The sequence below is a fragment of the Bacillus sp. AFS001701 genome (assembly GCF_002559405.1).
Classification (GTDB): domain Bacteria; phylum Bacillota; class Bacilli; order Bacillales; family Bacillaceae_G; genus Gottfriedia.
This window is the reverse complement of record NZ_NTZO01000238.1, coordinates 20,822-39,120: the sequence shown is the minus strand read 5'-3', so window position 1 is coordinate 39,120 and position 18,299 is coordinate 20,822. Positions and strand designations below refer to the sequence as shown.

Here is an 18,299-nt window from a genome sequence, read left to right as displayed (position 1 = left end):
AATATATCTCGAATTCGAGATAAATATATCATGTAATTCATTTTCCGTCAAATTGTATTTAATATATAAAAAAGACTCTGGTAAATTTGCCAGAGTCTCCGGATTAACATCTATTCAATTACTCTAAATGGTCGGTCTAGCTCAAAAAGGTTGCGATATCGGTCCTTGGTTTTGAAAAGTTCTTCATGTGAGCCTTTCATAGCGATTTTGCCTTTGTCTAAGAAGAGTATTTGATCAGCCATTTCTGCACCGATTAAATGGTGTGTAATCCACAATACCGTCTTTCCTTCTAATACTTTAAAGATCGTATGAAGTAGCTTTCGTTCTGTAATTGAATCTAAACCGACAGTTGGTTCATCTAAAATAACAATTGGTGTATTTTGAAGAAGTATTCTGGCTAAGGCTATTCTTTGTCGTTCCCCACCAGAGAATCTTACACCCGTTTCTTGCATAGGTGTATGATAACCTTCTGGAAGTGATGCTATATAATCATGCAGTTCAACCATTTTCGTAACCTCGATTACTTCTTCATCACTTGCTGCTGGATTTCCTAAGCGAATATTATTTATAACTGTAGTATCAAATAAATATGGCTTTTGATTAAGTACAGATACCACTTTCGAAATTTGGTCTCCTAAAGCTATACTTTCGATCTCATTTATTTTAACACTTCCATCAATAGGCGTTTCTACTCCTTCAATTAGCTTAAGAATAGTCGATTTTCCTGAACCACTCGGACCTAATAAAGCAGTTTTTTTATTTTCCTCAATTGTAAAAGAAACATTATTTAAAATAGTTTCGTTTTCCGAGTAATGAAAAGATACATTTTTAAATTCGATTTTTCGATAATCATCAACATTACCTTCTATAATAGGTAATTTCTGATTACAATTCACTTCCTTAATCTCTTCTAAACGATTGATTGAATCACTATATAAAGGGACACTTCCAAGAGAATTTGATAGTGGAATAAAAGCTTCTGTTAAAGGAAATAAAACTAAAACAAATGCGGCGATAAAAGTTCTTGGAATTTCTCCAGCTAAACTTTCATTCCCAGACCAATATAGCATCATCAAAACTAAAACCGCTACAATACATTGAGCAATTAAATCGCGCCGTCTTCTAAATGTTTTTTCCTTGTTTTGGATGTTTCTTAACGATTCATCCATTTCTCTATAATTTCTAATAAAGCTATTATGTTTACCACTAAAAAGCCAATCACTAATCCCCATTACTGCATCGGTTAAATTTTCATATATATGACTCTTTTCCTTTTTCATTTGGTAAGTACGCGCTTTTTCAACTAATAATGAAAAATACGGTAGTACACCTACTAAAACAAAGGAAATGACTGCTGTTAATATTGCAAATGGAACGGAGAAGAATCCAAGTGCTACTACGGATATAAAATAGATAAACAACGAAGCAATTCCAGGGAAAATAGTTTTTAAATAAATATCCTGTAAATATTCAATGTCATTTGCTAAAAGACCTAAAATATCTCCAGTTTTAAACTTTGAATTGATCGTAAGTGCATACGGTTCCAGATTCCTAAATAATCTTGTTCTCATTCTAGATAAGATTTTTAAAATTGTATTGTGTCCAACTAATCTTTCAACATACTTAGAAGCCGACCTTAAAATACCAAAAGTACGTACAGCAACGATTGGTACATAAATCATTAAAATATTTTCAGGTCTAGTTGCTGCTTTAGAGATTAAATAGCCGGAAGTGTACATAAGAGAAGCCGCTGCAAATATAGTCAGTGAACTTAAGAGAATCACAACTATAAATAAACGACGATTTTCTTTTATATATGGTAAAATCCATCCATTTTTATTTAACATATATTTACCTTCTAACTATGAATTAATCGATAATAATGACCTTTTTTCATTAATAGTTCTTCATGGGTACCAACTTCAATAATGCTACCTTCATTCATCACAATAATTTGATCCATTTCTTTCATCCAATGTAAGCGATGTGTAGCCAAAAATACTAATTTACCAGAAAATAATTGAAGCATTTTTTGTTTTAACTCAAACTCAGTTTCAATATCAAGATGACTAGTAGGTTCGTCTAACAAAAGAACCGGACGATTTTCTAGATATGCTCTAGCAAGCGCAACTCGTTGATTTTGCCCGCCACTTATAACTCTTCCACCTTCGCCAATTTTTTCTTCTAATCCTTTTGGTAATTCTTCTATTAAAGAAGTTAACCCAGCTTGAACAGCTGCATTTTCAATTTCTTCTGTAGTAGCATTAGGTTTGTAGAAGCTTATATTTTCTTTTAATGATTTTGAGAAAATATAAGGACTTTGTGGAATGTAGATTAACTGTTTATGCCAATCTTGTATTTGCAGATGTGATACCTCTTCACCAGAAATTTGAATAGTCCCATTTGCTGGCTCTAAAAATCCACCTATTAAATCAATAAGCGTTGACTTACCAGATCCACTTTCTCCAACAATCCCAATTTTTTGAAACCCTTTAATACTCATATTTATATTTGATAAAATCGTTTGACCATCTTTTTCGGGTCTTGCTGATATATCTTTTAAATTAATTTCGCTAGTATGATTCCAATCTGATATAGGAGCAATTTCTTGAACCTTAAATTCTTGTTCATCTAAAATATCTTGCATTGCTTTCCCAGCTTCTTGACCATTTAAAGTTGCATGATAATCAGCTCCAACTTCACGAACTGGTAAAAAGTATTCAGGAGCTAAAATTAAAATTGTTAGTGCTGGGCCTAATAAGATTACTCCGTCAATCAAACGAAGTCCTAAAAAGACAGCAACTGTAGCGATTGACAGCATTGTAAATAAATCTAGTGCAAATGATGATAAAAAAGCTACTTTTAATGTGCCCATCGTTGCTTCTCTGTATCTTTCACTTACACTTTCTATCTTTTTAATATGTTTTCTACTTAATCCTAGAAACTTTAATGTTTCCAGACCACGTAATGAATCAGTAAAATGGTTCGATAATATACGGTAAACCTTCCATTGTTTATTTGATTTCTTTTTAGCTGCCAAACCGAGTAAAATCATAAAAATAATAATGATTGGAAATGTTACGATTAGTATAAGTGCAGAAACTTTATCAACAAAGAAAATATAGATCACGATTACTGGTGTGACAATTGCTAAGTTAATCATTTTCAACGGAACGATTTCTAGGTAATTTCTTAGTTGTGTAGTTCCTTCCATAATAAGCGTTACGATATTACCTGTTCCTGATTTTCTTGCAAATCTAGGTCCAAGTATAAAAATCTTCTCCAAAACTTTCATTTTCATTTCGGTTGAAGCGATGTCCGCAAAATGCTCTGAACATTTTTGTTTAATTGTCGAAATAATATATCGACAGAAAAATGCGAGGATGAAGAAAATAGTAGCGTATACTATATCGCTACTATTTTTTCCATTGAACAATTTGACAATAGCTTGTGAGAGCATAAATGCCTGAATAATAATTGCCGTTACTTGTATAATTGTTAAAAAAGATAGGATTATTAATAACCGATTAATCCCTTTATATTTAATAAGATCTTTTCCCATTAATAAGTCAAATCCTTCTCATCCACTCTTTTTCTAAACACATAATAACTCCAAATTTGGTAACCTAGAACGAATGGTAATAATGTACATGCAACTATTGTCATTACTTTTAACGAATAAGGACCAGATGAAGCATTATAAACAGTTAAGTCATACGTACTTTTGATCGAACTAATCATGACTCTTGGGAACAGAGAAGTAAACATTGTCCCGACTGTTAATACAATTCCAAGGCCTGTCATAGTAAATGACCAGCCATCTCTTTTCTTAAAAATGAATATTGTAGCAAGAATATAACTTACTACGATTAATAAAATTAATGGAACTGTTATTTGTGCTTTTACTTTAAACATATCCGTTTCAAAAAATGCCATGCCAGTAAATGCAACTAAGAAAAGAAATACTGGTATGATTACCATACGTGCTAGAGAACGTGCACGGTTTCTTAATTCTCCAACCGTTTTTAATGTTAAAAACATTAATCCGTGTAAGAGGCACAGTAATGTCACCGTTACTCCGCCAACTACTGTGAATAAATTTACGTAATCTGTAAAACCAGCAGAGATATTCATATTTTGATCGATTGGCATTCCTCTAAGGATACTTGAGAATAATACACCGAATAAAAATGGTGGTAATAAACTTCCGAAGAAAATGACCCAATCCCAAGCTTTTGACCATTTAGAACTTTCAACTTTGCCTCTAAATTCAAAAGCAACACCACGTCCGATTAATGCCATTAGGACAAATACAAACGGAATATAGTAACCACTAAACATCGTTGCATACCAATTTGGGAATGCTGCAAAAATTGCTCCACCTGCAGTTAATAACCACACTTCATTTGCATCCCAAAACGGTCCAATTGTGTTTATTAAAATTCTTCTTTCAGTATCATTTTTGGCTAGTAGCTTTGTAGATATACCTACACCAAAATCGAAGCCTTCTAAGAAGAAGAACCCTATAAATAAAACTGCTACAAGTAAAAACCATAATTCATTTAACTCAATCATACAATTGTCACTTCCCTTTCAAACGGATCGACCGTAAGAACCTTTTCAGTTTCAACATGGTGTGTTCCTTTTTTAATTTCTTTCACAAACAAGTAAACTAAAACAACTGCTAAAATTGCATACATAGTTGTAAAAGTTGCGATTGAGAAAATGAGTGATCCTTTTGAAACATTTGGTGATACTGATGCAGCAGTAGTCATTAAACCGAATACAGTCCATGGTTGGCGGCCTATTTCCGTCATAACCCATCCAGCTGTATTTGCAATGAATGGTAAAGAAATTAATAAAATTGATGCCTTTAAAAATAGATTTTTTGATTCTAATTTTTTTCGATAGCTAAAATATAAACCTAGCATCGACATTAAAATCATAACCATTCCTGCTCCTGCCATAATTCTAAAGCTCCAAAAGGTTGTATTAACTGGTGGAATATAATTTCCAGGACCATATAAATTCTCGTACTGCTTTTGTAACGTATTCATACCAGGTACTTTACCTTCAAACTTCTCATAAGCTAGATAACTTAATAAATATGGTACTTCTACCTCGTATTTATTTTCTTTCTTTTTCGAATCAATCAGACCAAAGACCATCCAGCTTGCAGGGTCTCCACTATCATCCCATAGCCCTTCACTTGCAGCCATTTTCATCGGCTGAGTCTTCATTAAATGCTTCGCTTGAGAATGTCCGCTAAATGCAACACCAACTCCTGCTATTAGCGCGAATACCATTGCAAGATTAAACGCCTTTTTAAATAATTCTGTTTCCTGTTTTTTTAAGATTTTATACGCACTTACACCTGCAACAAATAACGCTCCAGTTGCTAATGCTCCAGCAATTGTGTGAGGAAACTCAACTTTAAGTTGTGGATTTGTTATGATTGCTAAGAAGTCGGTCATTTCTGCACGACCATTTTTAATCGCAAAGCCTACTGGCTCCTGCATGAAAGAATTGGCGGCTAATATCCAAAACGCAGACATTAAAGTTCCGAAAGCAACTAACCATATGCACATTAAATGAATTTTCTTATTAAGCCTTTCCCAACCAAATATCCAAATTCCTAAAAATGTAGATTCCATAAAAAATGCTAAAAGTGCCTCAATAGCAAGTGGTGCGCCAAATACATCCCCAACAAAACGGGAATATTCAGACCAGTTCATACCGAATTGAAACTCCTGAATAATACCTGTCACAACACCAACTGCAAAATTAATTAAAAATAAGTGCCCAAAGAATTTTGTTAACTTTTTATATTCTTCGTTATTTCGAAAAACATACAATGTTTCCATAATTGCTACCATAAATACTAAACCTATTGAAAGTGGTACAAATAAAAAATGGAAAATTGTAGTGGAACCAAATTGTATTCTTGCAAGCTCTAATACACTCACAGTACATCCCCCTTAGGATAAAAATCATTTCAAAAAAATTTCCATTAAGCTCGAGCAAAACTTTGAACATTTTTTCACAAATAATTCATTAAGTAAATTTTAGAGAACCATTCAATGGTATCTCTTGTTACTTCTAGTTTACTTTTCCAAAGGGGTTTTTGACTTAATCTTATTTGTCAAAATCGTGTCTATAAATTGTCTATTTTGTGACATAATTCACATTTACTGTTAAAATTACTTTTTTATGATAAAATAGTCGCCACTTTTTTATTACTTAACTTAGAGCTGATTAAATGAAAAAAACATTATTGAAGCAACCTTATATTGCTTCAATAATGTTCTGATAAAACAAAAAAAGTTGTATTGTTTAAGATAAAAATACCGCACCATAAACAAGAGCCCCTCCGATTACATATGCGGGGTGAATTTTCCAACGTTCTAGAAATAATAAGGAAAGTACGCTAATAATAATTGTTTGCGTTACGCCTACTCCATTATATGAATCGTTAAAAAAGTCAAAGGCCATAATGCCAAGTAAAACGGCGATTAAAGGCCTAACTAGTGATGTCATCTTTTTGACTTTTGGTGAATTTTTATGCTTCATTAATATACTTAATAAAGCAATCATCAAGATTAGGGAGGGTGCGATTGATGCGAATAGTCCTACAAAGGAACCAAATACGCCCCCCTCAACATATCCGATATATCCAGCCATCTTTGTAGCAATCGGACCTGGGAGCGCATTCCCTAGTGCAAGTACATTACTAAATTCAACTGAAGTTAGCCATCCATACTTATCAACAACTTCATTCTCAATAAGAGGGATCGAAGCAGGTCCTCCTCCGTATCCGAAAATGCCTGGTAAGAAAAAGGCTAAAAATATTTTCCAATAAATCATGATGCCTTCACCTTCTTCTTCTTTTCATTTTTACTTTTTGTGAAAAAGGCATATCCGACTAAGCATCCAATTAAGATAGCAGGATGTACATTTAAAAAATATAAAAGGATAAAACTAGCAACCACGATCAAACTATTGATTTTCCAGCCAAGAGATTCTTTTGATTTCTCAATAAATTCCCATGTTAAAGTTGCTAGCATAACTCCCACAACTGGAACAACTGCATTCGACATGCCTTGTACCCAGGCAACACCTTTAAAGTGATTTAGTGTTGATAATAGTAGCATAAGTAGGAAAACAGTCGGTAGAGTTGTTGCGATAATGGCATTTAACATACCTATTACGCCACCTGTTCTCCAACCTACATAGACTCCAATCCTTTTTATTAATTTATCGTTTTAAGCTTCGATTTCACTTAATTGTTCTTTCTTAGAAAATTTAACACGAACTGCAAAAGTTATATTTGTTAAGATAATGAATAACGCTGCAAATCCACATAAATAGTAGACTTGATCCCATACAAACCCTTTGCTAACAGAACTAGAGATTAATTCTCTGAATCCTTTTATTGCATACGTCATAGGTAAATATGGATGAATCGTTTGGAAAAATGTTGGTGTTAATGAAATTGGGAAAGTTCCTGAAGTTCCACCAATTTGTAATAACATCATGACAAATACTAAATATTGTCCTATATTTCCTAATGTAACAGTTAAGAATTGTATTAATGAATAGAAGGTCAAGCTAGTGATAATTGTAAACACTACGAATAACCACACGTTTTTCACATCAAGACCCATACCATAAATTAGAACCATATCTGCTACGATTGATTGCATGATTCCCACGAAGATTAGAACGCTATATTTACTAAAGAACCAAGCTAAACCAGTAGTCGGAGCAATAGAGTTCTTTCTCATTGGATAAACTGAAGTGAACATTAACCCACCTGCAAATAGTCCAATAGATAATATATATGGTGTTAACCCTACACCATATTCTTTTACATTATTTAATTTATGAGAAACTAGCTCTGTTGGCTCTGCAAAGAATTTATCAGTTTCATCACTTGTTTTAACTTTATTTACTTCATCTCCACCATCTTTCAGGGATTTATGAAGTTCATTTGTTCCTTTTGTTAAATCTGTTGCTCCTTTTAATAAGTCTCCAGACCCACTATATAACTTATTCGTTCCATTAGATAGTTGTTTAGAACCATCATTTAATTGATTGATCCCTTGGACTAATTGGTCCCCACCTTTATTTAATTTACCTAGGCCAAATGAAAGTAACGAACTTCCTTCACTTAATTCCTTTGTACCGTTGTATAAATCATTACTTCCTTGAGCTAATTGATTTGCTCCATTAGATGCTTCTTGCAATTTACTATTAAATAAACTTAAATTTGTATTTAATTCTTTTTGTCCAGCAACCAGATTATTTGAACCTTCATATAATTGACCTTGTGCTGCAGCAATTTGATCAACACCAGTTTTAATTTGATTACTTCCTTTTGAAAGTTGATCTAAGCTATTTGAGATTGCTTGTAATTTCTGTAAATCTCCTTTACTTAATGAACCATCCTGCAATCCATTCACAATTGATTTAAGAGCATCATTAGTAGCACCAAGATTCTCATTAAATCCTGCTTCATTTTTTTGCAATCGGGTTGCACCAGCATAAGATTGTTTTAGTCCAACATTTAATTGGTTACTTCCAGCTTCTAGCTTTGAAGAGCCAGCTTCGATTTTATTACCACCTTCAGCTAGTTGCGATAATCCATTATTTAAATCACTAGAACCAGCTTTTAATGTACCAGTTCCTTCTAGAAGAGCGTTTAAACCAGTATTTAATTTAGTAGCACCATCTTTTGATTGTTTAATACCATCTGATAATTGTATCGCTCCACTTTTCAGTTTTGTACTTCCATTTTCAAATGTGATCATGCTGTCATTTAACTTTTTTAAATTTTTATTTAAAACATCTGTTCCATCTGTTATTTTTGCTGCACCATCATTGATTTTACCTGCTCCATCAGATGCTTTTGTCATGCCATCTCCAATATCCTTGAAATTATCAAAAACTGTTTTAGCATATTGTTCTGTAATTTCTTTTGATATATTAGCATTTACTTCTTTCATTGCATTTGTACCAATTTGTGCGCCTACATAGTTTTTACCCGCATTCGTGTAATAATTTAATTTCATTTTCTGGGGTTTTTCGTCTAATAACGTAGCCGCATTTTTAGAGAAATTAGAAGGTAATTCGATGACTAAATAATATTTTTCATCATTTAAGCCTTCCATCGCTTGTTTTTTACTTGTAACTTTCCATTTGAATGACTTATTATCTTTCAATCCTTCTACAAAATCTTTCCCTACATTAAGCTTTTTATCATTAAACTCAGTACCCTTGTCATTGTTAACAATTGCAACAGATAGTTTTTCTGTTTTATTATAAGGATTCCAATAAGCTGATAAGAAAATTAATGAGTAAAGCATTGGCACAAGACCAATCGCAATGATTGTTGCAATTGTCATAGGTTTCTTTAAAATATTTTTCCATTCTTGCTTAAACACATTCTCACTCCCCTTTTAGACCAACTGACCAAATATGTATTTTGGTCAATTTATTGCATTTTAATAGTTTAATACTTCCTTTTATAAAAAATAAAAGGTAATACTAAACCATTCTCCCGTTAAACTCATTTTCATGTTTATTCAGGACTTTTATTTCCTATTAATCCAAATAAAATTAATTGCACCATTTTATTAATAGCGTCATCTGTAATATGCATTGGATCTTTATCCAGAACACTCTTTTGTAGATTAAGAATCGATATAATCGTCGTAATCATACTCAAACTTAGTATAGGAATTTCTAAATGGAAATTTGTTTCTTTTGCAAGCATTCTCGATTCTATTTCTTCTTCAATTGGTGTTTTACGATAGATCTGTTGGAAGAAAATTTCTGATAACTCAGGGTGTCGTAAAGTTTCACTGATCAAGATTTCAATTTGATTTCGATTCTTTTCCACCCATTTAATCCTTTTCTCAACATATAACCTAAGCAATTCTTCAATTGAAAATTTACTAAAGTCTTCTTCCATCCAAACATCTTGAATATCTGGTTTTACACAAGTAATCAATACATCCAACTTGCTTTTAAAATACTTATAAATCGTCGCTTCGGAAATTTTACTTTCCTTTGCAATTTGATTAATTGTCGTACCATCATAACCATTTTTTGCAAAAAGTTGGATAGACTTCTCTAAGATGTGATGTTTTGTTCTTTCTCCCTTATTCACTTTTTACCTCCTTAAAAAACGTTGTTAAAAAGGCATTAAATCTTAGTATTTAGCGCGCTACAAAAAAGTAAGTGTTTATTTACTTTTCTAGTATATTGACCAAAATGAATTTCGTCAATAAAAAGTAAGTGAACACTTACTTTTTTAATCTTTTTTTAATGTTACCTTTTTTTAATCGACAATAACTAAAAAACTGTTGCCTTTGTTAGCAGAATAATTTATTATTACATTTTGAAGTCAAAATTATCGGATAATTTTGCGAATATTCTTACAAAGGAGAGGGATTCATGACAGAATTGGTTTCAGTACTCAACGACTATCTATGGGCTAAATTACTTGTTATTTTATTAGTAGCAATCGGCCTATTTTTAACGGTTTATTTAGGTTTTATTCAGTTTAAATTCTTTCCTGAAATGATTCGATTATTAGTTGATGGTCGAAACAGAGACAAAAGCAAAAAAACTGTTTCATCATTACAAGCATTTATGATCGGAATGGCTGCTCGTATAGGTACGGGGAATATTGCCGGTGTTGCAACAGCAGTGGCATTAGGTGGACCTGGTGCAGTTTTTTGGATGTGGTTAATGGCTTTAATTGGTTCAGCTTCAGCATTTGTAGAAAGTACATTAGCTCAGCTTTATAAAGTGAGAGATGGTTCTTCATGGCGTGGCGGACCTGCTTATTATATGGAAAAAGCTTTAGGTAATCGAAAGCTTGGAGTTATTTTTAGTATTTTAATTACTCTATCTTTCGGTCTTATTTTTAACGCAGTACAAGCAAACACGATTGCTGCTTCTATCAATAATGAATTTGGTGTAAATACAAAAACAACTGCGATTGTACTGGCTATTATTACAGCACTAATTATTTTTGGTGGCGTACATCGAGTTGCAAAATTCTCAACTGTTTTAGTACCGATTAAAGCTGGGGTTTATATTATTTTAGCTTTATGGGTTATGATTTCAAATTTCGATATTTTACCAAATGTTTTTGGTGCAATTTTCTCTGAAGGTATTTTTACGTTTAAACAAATGTTTGGCGGTGTAATGGGTGCTGCAGTACTTCACGGTATTCGTCGTGGATTATTCTCTAACGAAGCTGGTATGGGTTCAGCTCCAAATGCAGCTGCAACAGCTGACGTAACTCACCCAGTAAAACAAGGTTTTATTCAAGCATTAGGTGTAATTGTTGATACATTTATCATTTGTTCGTCTACAGCAATGATCGTATTAGTTTCAGGCGTTTATAAAACATCTGAGCTATCTGGTATTCCTTTAACACAGGAATCTTTACGTGTAAGTATTGGAGGCTTCGCTGCAACATTCGTTGCAATTTCAGTATTCTTATTTGCATTAAGTACAATTATGGGTAACTATTATTACGGTGAATCAAATATAAGCTTCATGAAGCATTCGAAAAAATCAATTTATGTATACCGTTTTGCTGTAATTGGAATGGTGTTATTCGGAGCATTATATAGCGCTGAATTAATTTGGTCTTTAGCAGATATCTTCATGGGATTAATGGTACTAGTTAATCTTTACGCTATTACGCGTTTAGCTAAAGTTGCAAAAGCTTTATTAAAAGATTATGTTTCTCAAAAGAAACAAGGTTTGGATCCAGTTTTCTCTGCTGATAAAATCGATAACTTACCAGGTCGTGATCAGTTAGAGGCTTGGGTTGATGATAAGGACGTTAAGAAAGACGTTGGATAATACAAAAAAACCATCATTCTGAAATGAATGATGGTTTTTTTACTTCTTTCAATATAAAATTCCCTACTTCAATAAGCAGTCCATCCAGCATCACCAGTAATCACAGTACCATTAACAAAGCTAGATTCATCTGAAGCAAGGAATAAAGCGATGTCTGCAATCTCTTCAGGTTTACCTACACGTGGATTAACTCCTAATCCTGCTTGAATACGTCCCATACCAAAATGATTGATATTTGTCATGGAAGAGCCGATATTTGTTTCGACTCCACCTGGGGCAATTGCGTTGCAACGGATTCCATTCGTTGCGTACATGAATCCAGTATTTTTCGTAAATCCAACAACTGCATGCTTAGACGCTGTATAAGCCGCTCCTGCTCTAGCCCCTTGAAGTCCACCTGCCGAAGCTACATTAATAATAACTCCTTGCTCTTTTTCTAAAAAGATCGGCAAGACTTTTCTTGTTGAACGCATTACACTAGTTGTATTGACTGCAAAAACTCTTTCCCACTTATCATCTTCAATATCACCAGCAGGTTCAAAGTTATCCATAATTCCTGCATTATTAACTAGAATATCTACTGTACCAAATGTATTAACGGCAGATTCAATTAAGTTTTGAATATCATTTTCGAGAGCAACATTAGCCATAACAGCTATAGCGTTGCCCCCATTTGATTTTATTTCTTCAACGGTAACATTTGCAGCATCTACATTAATATCAGATACTACCACTTTTGAGCCTTCTTTCGCATAAAGGACAGCAATTGCTTTCCCCATTCCTGAACCAGCTCCAGTTACTACAGCTACTTTGTCTTGAAGTCTCATGTCTATTCCTCCAATTAATTATGATGATTATGCTTTAACTGTTACCTTTTTTAATTTAACTGTCGCCTCTTCAGAAGCCGCTTGTTTAACCTTCTTGATAAAGAAAGAAAGTAGTAATCCAATGATTCCAATTCCAACAATCACTAGATAAGCGTCATTAATTCCGTTGATTGAAGCTTCTTTTATAATTTGGGTTTGTGTTAACCCTTTAGTAGCTGCCGTAGGAATTAATTCCGTAATATGTGTTTTTGTACGATCTGTCATAACTGTAACTAGAAGTGATGTACCCACTGCTCCAGCAACTTGACGAATTGTATTCGTAATTGCTGTACCGTGTGCATTTAATTGCTTTGGAAGTTGATTTAAACCAGCTGTCTGTATTGGCATCATCATTAATGCCATACCGATTCGACGTCCAGTGGACATTAGTACCAAGTATGTGTAACTCGTCGAATCCGTCAAGTTTGTGAATCCAAGTGTTGTTGCAATTGTAATAATCATTCCGAAAATAGCTAGCCATTTTGCACCAATGCGATCGAATAACCTACCTGTAACCGGCATCAGGAAGCCCATTACCAATGCACCAGGAAGTAATAGAAGACCTGACTCAACAGGTGTATAGCCACGGATATTTTGTAAGTAAAGTGGAAGTAGCATCATATCTGCATACATTACCATCGTTACTGCGATATTAATTACTGTCGTTAATGAGAACATATTAAACTTGAATGCACGCAAATCAAGTAAAGGATCTTGCGAAACCATTTGTCTCCATGCGAAAAGTACAAGGGCCAAAACCCCGACAACAATCGTACTAATTACTTCTGAATTTGACCAACCTAAACTTCCAGCTCGGCTGAAACCATAAAGCATTGCACCAAAACCGACTGTAGACAATGTAACGCTAAGAAGATCAAATTTTGTTTTAATACGATCTGAAACATTTCGTAGATAAATGAAACCAAGTACGATTACAAGAACAGCAAATGGAATCATTCCGTAGAACATCGTCTCCCATTTGTAATTTTCCATAATGTAACCTGCAAGTGTAGGACCAATTGCTGGGGCAAAGATTATCGCTAGCCCAACCATCCCCATTGCTCCTCCGCGTTTTTCTGGCGGAAAAAGTGTCAAAATAACATTCGTTAATAGCGGCATAATAATTCCTGCTCCTGCAGCCTGAATCAAGCGGCCTGTTAATAGGACAGGAAAATCGGTCGCAATTGCCGATACAATGGTTCCTGCTAAAAAGATAACCATTGAAGCTTGAAATAGTTCACGTGTGGTGAAACGTAGCATTAAATAAGCTGTAACCGGAATTAATACACCGTTTACTAGCATGTAGCCTGTTGTTAACCACTGTGCCGTTGCTGCCTTAATATGAAAATCAACCATTAGTTCAGGTATAGCAACACTCATAAGCGTTTGATTTAATGTTGCCAGAAAGGCACCTAAAATCAATATGAACATAATAGGTCCCTTTTTTATCGAATTTGTATCAATTCCTGAAGTTTTACTCAATCCCCCATCAATCCTTTCTCTCTATATCATGGACATAATTTACAAAGTGTTTAATAATTAACATGATATAAATTACATTATAATTGGTTAGTTCGTTCTTACAACCGACAATATTTTAAGAAATGTATTGTAGTTATCACTCTTTGAGGTTCTGTAGTTAAAACCAAACATAATAAACACATCTGAAAAAATTGTAAATTTCATGGAAAAGGTGATTTGATTGAAGGATAAAACAAAAGTAGATCCTAGGATCATTCGTACGCGACAATTAATTAAAGACGCTTTTATTGATCTACTTCAGGAGATGGATCTAAACAAAATTACGGTTAATCGAATAGCCGAACGTGCAACAGTTAATCGAGTTACATTTTATCTACATTATCGTGATATACAAGATATGATGGAGAATATGGCAAAGGAAATGGGAGAGAAGCTCGGACTAATTATGAGGGATTCAATAACCAATAAATCGATAGAAGAAACTGATTCAGTGAGGCTTTTAAACTTGCTTGAATATATAGCAGAGAATGCAAAGTTTTATAAAGTAGTTCTTGCTTCTACTAAAACTCCGATCTTCACAGAACATTTATTAAAAATCATTACTGAAACAATAACGAAACGAAGAGAAGTTGATTCTTTACACATTAAGACAGATATTCAAAAGGATATTATTATCTGGTACGGGTCATCAGCACTAATTGGTACAATTGTATCTTGGTTAAGAAATGACATGCCTTATACTCCTCAATATTTAGCTAAGCAATTATCTTTGCTTTTTAGAATTGGTAATAAAGCCGAATAATAAAAAAAAGAAAAGGGAATGTCTTCCCTTCTTTTTCCTATTTTACCTTTCCTTAACATATCTTTAAGTATTACTTCACATGCTACACGGGTTTTCTAAATATACTAATTTTGTTGTTAAATGTAGAATTTTAGTATTAGTACTATTTTTAACATCCTGCAATGGGAGGAGGACTTAGTTATGTATGAAGGAAAAATTATTAAATTTTATCGAGAAAAATACAAACTAACACAAGAACAATTAGGAAAAAACATATGCTCCGTTACCCATATCAGTAAAATAGAATGTGCACAAACAAAGTACGCCCCTGAAATTATTAATTTATTATCAAACAGACTTGGAATTGATATGAAATTAGAAGTTGCTAATTTTACGAATATTAAACAACGATTACTTCACTGGCATGATGTAATTATTATGCAATTATTTGAAGAGATGGATCAAATTTACTATGAATTTGAAATGGAAGAATTAATTCAAATCTCAGAATATAATGATATGTATCAGTTACTAAGAGCAAAATATTTTCTTGCACATAGTAAATGCAATGAAGCATTTAAAATCATAAAAAAGCTACAAAAAAAAGAAGACAAATTAGCTCCTTATGAAAGAAACTTATTGAAGCATATTTTAGGAATCTATTCATTGGCGAAGCAAGAATATGGTAAAGTAATCCAAATTTTAAAGTCCATCGATAATACAGTATATAAAAACCCTGAATTTTATTACCATTTAGCATCCGCTTACCATACATTAAACGCTCCTGTGTTAGCCTATTATCATGCTGAAAAATCTCATCAATTTTTTAAACAGATCAATAACTATCTTAGAGTTATTGATGCTGAAATGTTAATGATTATTCAAGTTCAAGGTGACACTTTAGATGAAGAGATTATCAATCGTTTTAAAAATTTGATTAGAAGCTGTGAACTTTGTAACGCACCTGATCGAAAAGCAAAAGTCTTGCATAATTTAGCTTATGAATTTTACAGAGGTAAAAATTATAAGGAAGCAAGAAAGTATTATAAAGACTCTATGTTACTAAAAGATTCAGAATCTTTATCCTATTTATTATCATTAGAGGGTTATGTCCGAAGCTCTTTTGAAGACGGTTATTCTAACCTAGACGAATTAATAAATGATGCTGAAACTGGATTGTTCATAGCGAAAAAGAATAATTATATTTTATATATCCATTTATTCAAACTTTTACTTTATTTATTAAAATCTAAAGAAAAAGAGTACTATAATTATTTAAATAATAAAGCGTTACCAATGTTTATTAAAAATGGTTTTACTTTTTTAGTGGAGCGTTCTAAGAAGGAATTATTTAATTATTATAAAAAGATGAATTTAAATGAACAGGCAATGGAAATTGCGCAGTTAATTGTAAATGCTTAAGAACTTATATATATATTTTGAATTGCTGGTCCTCCATGAGTGCCGGCTTTTTATTTTATTAATTGACTTTAAGCCATTAGCTTTATAATGTAATTTACTTTTATAAAAAAAGAAGACAAGAATACGAAGTCAGTATTCTTGTCTTTCAACTGACGAAAAATTTAGACTCGTTTTCTATAAAAAAAAACTAATTTTTATAGTTTTTAACCCAAGAATATCAGTTTTCCATAATACTATTCGTTCCAGTCAGATTTATGGTAATTTTCAATATTTTTCAAAAAATACTATGACTCAGTTTATTGATTCAAGTATTTTCTATCATTAAAAATTACTAATGAAAAAAAACAGTCATTTTTTGCTTTATAAAAAAACAAAACTGTAAAGTATATTAATTTACAGTTTTGTCAGAGTGTTGAAATATAAAATGGCCAATAGGTGATGTTATATGTTTGAGCAATTTCATGATTCCAATAACACTAGTAATGAAAACATGACTTATAAATGAACGTAAAAAATAAGACAAGAATACGAAAGTCTATTCATGTCTTTTATTATTTGAATGGAAAGTTTCAGTCTAATTATTTCTTTGTAAAAAAGAAAACAATAGCGCTCGTCCTGTTAAGAAAGGAATAATTTGAAACATTATTTTTAATAAATAAAATAAATTATGAAATTTCACTTAATACACAGTTTCTACGTTTAAAGTAGATTATTTTATAACAAATAAGCATAAAAAAACCACCAAACAATATGTATTGGTGGAGACGGTGGGAGTCGAACCCACGTCCAAGAATATCGGCACTTAAGCTTCTACGAGCGTAGTCACTGTATTAGAATTTCGCATACCATTTGGCCCAATGACAGGCTTCCTGATAGCTAGTCTGATTAATCTCTTCCTTTCCCCTCAGACGGCGAGGTCCGGCGTAGCCCACTAATAAGTGAACCCCTCTAAGCTATGCACATGGGCGATACATAGGAGGAGCCTTTAGTGCAATTAAGCAGCTAAAGAGAAATTGTTGTTTTTGCCAGTTATTGGCTTTTGCGTTTTAACGAGGCCGACCCCTCGACTCGCAACTTAAGCTCGAACTACCCCTGTCGAATCCGTAACGTCCCCATATAAAATGCTCACAAAACTTATTCAGTTCTGTTCGCTATGAGTGACTTACGAAGCATAAAGCAAAGGCTTCATAATCTATAAAAACTGCACATCGTGCAATTAGTGTTGCTGATTAACTTACAAACTTATTATAGCATATCCATCTGAAGTTGCAATTAACAATTGTTTCTAAAAGAAAAACAGAATTCCAATGCTTCAACATTTATCCAATTAGATTCGCTGACGGTCCCTGAATGCACGCTCTACTTCGCGTTTTGCTTCTTTTTTCTTTAAATCATCACGTTTATCATATTGTTTCTTACCTTTACCTAATCCAAGTAATAACTTAGCATAGCCATTTTTCAAATAGATTTTTAATGGAACTAGCGTATAACCTGTTTCCTTTGTATAACCAATCAGCTTCACAATTTCTCTATTATGTAGTAGTAACTTTCTAGTACGTAATGGTTCGTGATTGTATCGATTACCTTGTTCATATGGACTAATATGCATATTATGAAGCCATACTTCTCCACCTTGAACACGTGCAAAGGAATCCTTTAGATTAGCTTTTCCAGCACGTAATGATTTTATTTCAGTACCTTGTAAAACGATACCTGTTTCATACGTTTCTTCGATAAAGTAATCATGATACGCTTTTTTATTTTGAGCAATTACTTTCCCTTCACCTTTTGGCATATATAACACCTCTCTATCTTTACTTATTTTACCATAATTTGTGATGAGTTACTATGTAACCCTTAAT

14 protein-coding genes and 1 other RNA gene are annotated in these 18,299 nt (G+C 33.0%); 3 read left to right on the top strand and 12 right to left on the bottom strand.

Going from position 1 to position 18,299, the window contains the following annotated elements; translation table 11 throughout:
- Positions 1 to 110: 110 nt before the first annotated feature.
- The 8 genes from cydC to CN514_RS16130 all read right to left on the bottom strand — a co-directional run bounded on the left by cydC (position 111) and on the right by CN514_RS16130 (position 10,171).
- The gene (cydC, locus tag CN514_RS16165; protein ID WP_098233468.1) at positions 111 to 1,847 is read right to left on the bottom strand and encodes a thiol reductant ABC exporter subunit CydC; all 1,737 of its coding nucleotides are present in this window, start codon (positions 1,845 to 1,847) and stop codon (positions 111 to 113) included.
- 11 nt (positions 1,848 to 1,858) lie between these two features.
- On the bottom strand, positions 1,859 to 3,562 hold the full coding sequence (gene cydD, locus CN514_RS16160) for a thiol reductant ABC exporter subunit CydD (protein WP_098233467.1): 1,704 nt from the start codon (positions 3,560 to 3,562) through the stop codon (positions 1,859 to 1,861).
- Entirely contained in the window at positions 3,562 to 4,575 is a 1,014-nt protein-coding gene (gene cydB, locus CN514_RS16155) for a cytochrome d ubiquinol oxidase subunit II (protein WP_098233466.1), read from the bottom strand. The genes cydD and cydB overlap by 1 nt, the downstream gene beginning before the upstream one ends.
- A complete protein-coding gene (locus CN514_RS16150; protein ID WP_098233465.1) occupies positions 4,572 to 5,966 on the bottom strand; it encodes a cytochrome ubiquinol oxidase subunit I in 1,395 nt (464 codons plus the stop codon). Before CN514_RS16150 ends, cydB begins: the two co-directional genes overlap by 4 nt.
- A gap of 367 nt (positions 5,967 to 6,333) precedes the next feature.
- Positions 6,334 to 6,864: a chromate transporter gene (locus CN514_RS16145; protein ID WP_069034898.1), complete on the bottom strand. Its 531-nt coding sequence runs from the start codon at positions 6,862 to 6,864 to the stop codon at positions 6,334 to 6,336.
- Positions 6,861 to 7,241 (bottom strand): chromate transporter, encoded by a 381-nt coding sequence (locus tag CN514_RS16140; RefSeq protein WP_286141717.1) that lies wholly within the window; start codon positions 7,239 to 7,241, stop codon positions 6,861 to 6,863. Before CN514_RS16140 ends, CN514_RS16145 begins: the two co-directional genes overlap by 4 nt.
- Before the next feature lie 21 nt (positions 7,242 to 7,262).
- Positions 7,263 to 9,443, bottom strand: a complete 2,181-nt coding sequence (locus tag CN514_RS16135) for a YhgE/Pip family protein (protein WP_098233463.1) — start codon at positions 9,441 to 9,443, stop codon at positions 7,263 to 7,265.
- Positions 9,444 to 9,580: 137 nt separating this feature from the next.
- Positions 9,581 to 10,171 carry a TetR/AcrR family transcriptional regulator gene (locus CN514_RS16130; protein ID WP_097973486.1) on the bottom strand — a complete coding sequence of 197 codons (591 nt, stop codon included), beginning with the start codon at positions 10,169 to 10,171 and terminating at the stop codon, positions 9,581 to 9,583.
- A 287-nt stretch (positions 10,172 to 10,458) separates the two neighbouring features.
- On the opposite strand from CN514_RS16130, the gene CN514_RS16125 reads away from it, so the two are divergent.
- Entirely contained in the window at positions 10,459 to 11,886 is a 1,428-nt protein-coding gene (locus tag CN514_RS16125) for an alanine/glycine:cation symporter family protein (RefSeq protein ID WP_098233462.1), read from the top strand.
- Positions 11,887 to 11,954: 68 nt separating this feature from the next.
- On the opposite strand, the gene CN514_RS16120 is transcribed toward CN514_RS16125, so the two are convergent.
- Entirely contained in the window at positions 11,955 to 12,713 is a 759-nt protein-coding gene (locus tag CN514_RS16120) for an SDR family oxidoreductase (protein ID WP_098233461.1), read from the bottom strand.
- A gap of 27 nt (positions 12,714 to 12,740) precedes the next feature.
- On the bottom strand, positions 12,741 to 14,183 hold the full coding sequence (locus tag CN514_RS16115; RefSeq protein WP_098233470.1) for a DHA2 family efflux MFS transporter permease subunit: 1,443 nt from the start codon (positions 14,181 to 14,183) through the stop codon (positions 12,741 to 12,743).
- A gap of 271 nt (positions 14,184 to 14,454) precedes the next feature.
- Here CN514_RS16115 and CN514_RS16110 point away from each other — a divergent pair, with 271 nt between their 5' ends.
- Positions 14,455 to 15,036, top strand: a complete 582-nt coding sequence (locus CN514_RS16110) for a TetR/AcrR family transcriptional regulator (RefSeq protein WP_098233460.1) — start codon at positions 14,455 to 14,457, stop codon at positions 15,034 to 15,036.
- Between the two features lie 180 nt (positions 15,037 to 15,216).
- The gene (locus CN514_RS16105; RefSeq protein ID WP_098233459.1) at positions 15,217 to 16,437 is read left to right on the top strand and encodes a helix-turn-helix domain-containing protein; all 1,221 of its coding nucleotides are present in this window, start codon (positions 15,217 to 15,219) and stop codon (positions 16,435 to 16,437) included.
- A gap of 756 nt (positions 16,438 to 17,193) precedes the next feature.
- Here CN514_RS16105 and ssrA read toward each other — a convergent pair.
- Together ssrA and smpB are read right to left on the bottom strand one after the other, a co-directional pair.
- Positions 17,194 to 17,551, bottom strand: a transfer-messenger RNA (tmRNA) gene (gene ssrA, locus CN514_RS16100).
- 213 nt (positions 17,552 to 17,764) lie between these two features.
- On the bottom strand, positions 17,765 to 18,232 hold the full coding sequence (gene smpB / locus CN514_RS16095) for an SsrA-binding protein SmpB (protein WP_056469927.1): 468 nt from the start codon (positions 18,230 to 18,232) through the stop codon (positions 17,765 to 17,767).
- Between the last annotated feature and the right edge of the window lie 67 nt (positions 18,233 to 18,299).